The sequence below is a fragment of the Streptomyces sp. PU-14G genome (genome assembly GCF_041028275.1).
In the GTDB taxonomy this organism is placed as follows: domain Bacteria; phylum Actinomycetota; class Actinomycetes; order Streptomycetales; family Streptomycetaceae; genus Streptomyces.
Window position 1 is genome coordinate 1 of record NZ_JASKYT010000537.1, and the last position, 3,525, is coordinate 3,525.

General features: G+C 71.3%; 3 protein-coding genes and 1 pseudogene. 3 read left to right on the plus strand and 1 reads right to left on the minus strand.

Going from position 1 to position 3,525, the window contains the following annotated elements; translation table 11 throughout:
* Positions 1-117: 117 nt before the first annotated feature.
* The 3 genes and pseudogenes from AB8Z75_RS32970 to AB8Z75_RS32980 all read left to right on the plus strand — a co-directional run.
* Positions 118-942, plus strand: a pseudogene (locus AB8Z75_RS32970) (glutamate ABC transporter substrate-binding protein); the annotation flags it as partial.
* 19 nt (positions 943-961) lie between these two features.
* Complete coding sequence (locus tag AB8Z75_RS32975; RefSeq protein WP_369208502.1) at positions 962-1,606, plus strand: amino acid ABC transporter permease; 645 nt, start codon at positions 962-964, stop codon at positions 1,604-1,606.
* Positions 1,603-2,541, plus strand: coding sequence for an amino acid ABC transporter permease (locus AB8Z75_RS32980; RefSeq protein WP_369208503.1), 939 nt, complete (start codon positions 1,603-1,605; stop codon positions 2,539-2,541). The genes AB8Z75_RS32975 and AB8Z75_RS32980 overlap by 4 nt, the downstream gene beginning before the upstream one ends.
* Before the next feature lie 19 nt (positions 2,542-2,560).
* Here AB8Z75_RS32980 and AB8Z75_RS32985 read toward each other — a convergent pair whose 3' ends face one another.
* Positions 2,561-3,325: a hypothetical protein gene (locus AB8Z75_RS32985; protein ID WP_369208505.1), complete on the minus strand. Its 765-nt coding sequence runs from the start codon at positions 3,323-3,325 to the stop codon at positions 2,561-2,563.
* Positions 3,326-3,525 lie beyond the last annotated feature (200 nt).

The window sequence follows — 3,525 nt, forward strand, 5'->3', positions numbered from 1 at the left end:
GCCGGGCATGGGCGAGAAGAATCCGGCCACCGGCGAGTACACCGGCTTCGACATCGAGGGGGGGGGGGGGGGGGGGGGGGGGGGGGGGGGGGGGGGGGGGGGGGGGGGGGGGGGGCCCGCGGCCCGCAGCCCAGCGCCCTGCCGCACTACGCGGTCGAGCGGGACTTCTCCCTCCCCTCCTCACCCACCTGGACCCGCGCCCACCAGCGCGGACGCCTGACCATCGGGGTCAAGGAGGACCAGCCGGGCATGGGCGAGAAGAATCCGGCCACCGGCGAGTACACCGGCTTCGACATCGAGATCGCCGAGATGATGGCCGCCTCTCTCGGATTCGACCCCGACCGGCAGATCGAGTACAAGGCCATCGCCTCGGCCAACCGCGAGACGGCCCTGCAGAACGGCCAGATCGACTACTACGTCGGCACCTACACGATCAACGAGGGGCGCAGGAAACTCGTCGGCTTCGCCGGGCCCTACTACATCGCGGGACAGCGGCTGCTGGTCCGCAAGGACAACAAGCGGCTCAAGGGGCCGCAGGACATGGCGGGCAAGAAGATCTGCTCCGCCGTCGGGTCGACCCCGCTCCAGCGCGTCCAGTCCGACTACCCCCGCGCCAAACCCGTCGCCTACGACAGCTACGCCATCTGCGTCGACAACCTCCTCAACAACCAGGTCGACGCCGTCACCACCGACGACACGATCCTGCTGGGCTACGCCGCCAAGGACCCCGACCACCTCAAGGTCGTCGGCAGGGCCTTCTCCGAGGAGCCCTACGGCATCGGCGTCCCCCGCGAGGACCACGCGCTCGCCCGCGCCCTCGACGACGCCCTTGTCGCACGGGAGGAGAACGGCGACTGGAAGCGGGCCTACGACGTCACCCTCGGCCTGTCCGGTGCCCCCGCGCCGAAACCGCCCCGCGTCGACCGCTCCCTGACGAGCTGAGAGGAACCAAGCGGCTCCTATGGACGTACTGACACAGAACTTCGCCCTCTACGGGGAGGGCTTCTGGGGCACCGTACGGCTGACCGTCTACGCCTCGCTGCTGGCGCTCGCCGTCGGCGTCGTGATGGCCGGCTTCCGGGTGGCGCCCGTCGCGGCACTGCGCGGCGTCGGCACCGCCTGGGTGACGGTCCTGCGCAACACCCCGCTCACCCTGCTGTTCTTCGCCATGCTGCTGGGACTGCCGCGCTTCGGAGTGGCCCTGCCCTTCGAACTGTTCGCCGTGCTCGCCCTGGGCTGCTACACCTCCGCCTTCATCTGCGAGGCGGTGCGCTCCGGCATCAACACCGTCCCCGTCGGGCAGGGCGAGGCGGCCCGCAGCCTGGGCATGACCTTCGGCCAGACACTCGGGACCGTCGTGCTGCCCCAGGCGTTCCGCACCGTCATCGCGCCCGTCGGCTCCACCCTCATCGCGCTGGCCAAGAACTCGGCCATCGCGGGCTCCTTCAGCGTCGTCGAGCTGCTGAGCACCTACAAGACGCTCAGCGAGAACGGCTACAGCGTCATCTGGAGCTTCGTGTGGATCGCACTGGGTTACCTGATCCTCACCCTCGCCATCAGCGGCCTCTTCCACGTGCTGGAGCGGCGCTGGGGGGTGGCCCGATGACCACGCCGCCCTCCGCCCCGCCCCCCTCGGGGCTCGCCACGCTGCTGCGCGGACGCGGTGCCAAGCGTGCGCCGAAGGCCTCCGCCTCCGCGCTCTACGACATCCCGGGGCCCCGAGCCCGCGCCCGCCACCTGCTCTACGGCGTCCTGACGTCGCTCGCCCTCGCCGCACTGCTGGCCTGGGTCTGCTGGCTGCTGCTCGACACCGGACAGTTCGCCCACGTCAAGTGGCGCCCCTTCGCCTACGAAGGCGTACAGGAACTGCTGCTCGGCGGCCTCGGCAACACCCTCAAGGCCTTCGCGATGGCCGCCGTCCTCGCCCTGGCGCTGGGCGCTTTGCTGGCCGCGGGGCGGCTCTCGGACCACCGGCCCGTCCGCTGGGTGAGCACGCTGCTGGTGGAGTTCTTCCGGGCCATGCCGGTGCTCGTCATGATCTTCTTCGTCTTCGTCGCGCTGCAGGTCCAGGCGCTGCCCGCCCTGGTGACCGGGTTGACCCTCTACAACGGCTCCGTGCTCGCGGAGGTCTTCCGCTCCGGCGTGCAGTCCGTCGACCGGGGCCAGCGCGAGGCCGCCTACGCGCTCGGCCTGCGCAAGACCCAGGTCATGGTCCACGTCCTGGTGCCGCAGGCCGTGCGCGCCATGCTGCCGACGATCATCAGCCAGCTCGTCGTCGCCCTCAAGGACACCTCGCTGGGGTACCTGATCACCTACGAGGAGTTCCTGCACGCCGGGCGGCTGATCGCCATCAACATGGACTACACCATGCCGTTCATCCCGGTGGTCATCGTCATCTCGGCGATCTACATCGGCCTGTGCATGCTGCTGTCCTGGTTCGCCAACTGGGTCGCTCGCCGCGAGCGGCGCAACCTGAAGAACGAGGCGGTTCCCGTCGCGCCCGCCGAGGCGGGCTCCACCATGCCGGGGGCCCGGCCGTGACCGGCGCCCCGCGTGCGGTTCAGCGGGCCGGCGAGGCGCTCGCCTCCCGCGTCACGTCGGCCACCAGTTCCACCACATCGGGGCCGTAGGCGCGCGAGTTGACCACCCGCAGGAGCAGGCAGAAGTCTCCGTCCGGCCCGTGCCGGCGGGCCAGTCGCACATGGTGCCGGGCCAGGTAACGGGCCGCCGCCTGGTTGGTGAGGGAGCGCTGGCCGCATATCAGGAAGACGGGCCGCACCGCCTCGCTGTCCCCGCGCTCTCCCCTCGTGCCCCCGACGGGGGACGAGGCCCCCGTGAGCCGCGCGAGCAGCACGTACTCGACGCTGCCCTTCTCCATCCGGTAGCGCTCGCCGCCGACGGTGAACGCGGCCTGGCCGGGGCCGGGTTCGGCGTCCGTGTTCACCGCCACGCCCGGCAGCAGCATCTCCATGTGCGCCGCCGTACGCTCGTTCGAGCCCGGCCCGCCCAGACAGAACTCGGTGTGCTCCCCGAACCCCCGGCGCGCCGCGTCGTGCGCCACCACCTCCATCCGCGCGCCGCAGTCCTTGACGAGCGCGGACAGCTCCAGCAGCGCGAACACGTCGTTGCGGGCGACGGCGCTCTCGTCGGTCGCCGGGTCGTGATTGACCACCAGCAGGCACCCGGAGTGCGCCGGCAGCCCGAAGAACCGCTGCTGCCTGTGGAGTTTCCGCCGCCAGACACAGGTGCGGGCGAACCACCCCGCCGCGGCCGTGATCGCCGCCGCCACCAGACCCAGCACCAGCTCCCGCACGTTGTCGTCCATGACGCGGCAGCGTATGCCCTCGCGGGCGGCCCGACCGAGGGGGTGAGCGCGTACGGGAGCCGTCGCGGGGTGCTGACGCATCCGCGTCAAGCGCACTACGCTGTCGCGGATCACGCGCTCCTCCGCGGAGCCAGCGCAAAGGAGGCCCCTGGTCATGACGCCCTCTCCCGACCCCGCCCACCACCCGAACGACCCCTCTC

Bases quoted from the DNA above. Each gene is read 5' to 3' on its own strand.
- AB8Z75_RS32975 (WP_369208502.1), top strand. From the start codon at position 962: ATGGACGTACTGACACAGAACTTCGCCCTCTACGGGGAGGGCTTCTGG.
- AB8Z75_RS32980 (WP_369208503.1), top strand. From the start codon at position 1,603: ATGACCACGCCGCCCTCCGCCCCGCCCCCCTCGGGGCTCGCCACGCTG.
- AB8Z75_RS32985 (WP_369208505.1), bottom strand. From the start codon at position 3,325: ATGGACGACAACGTGCGGGAGCTGGTGCTGGGTCTGGTGGCGGCGGCG.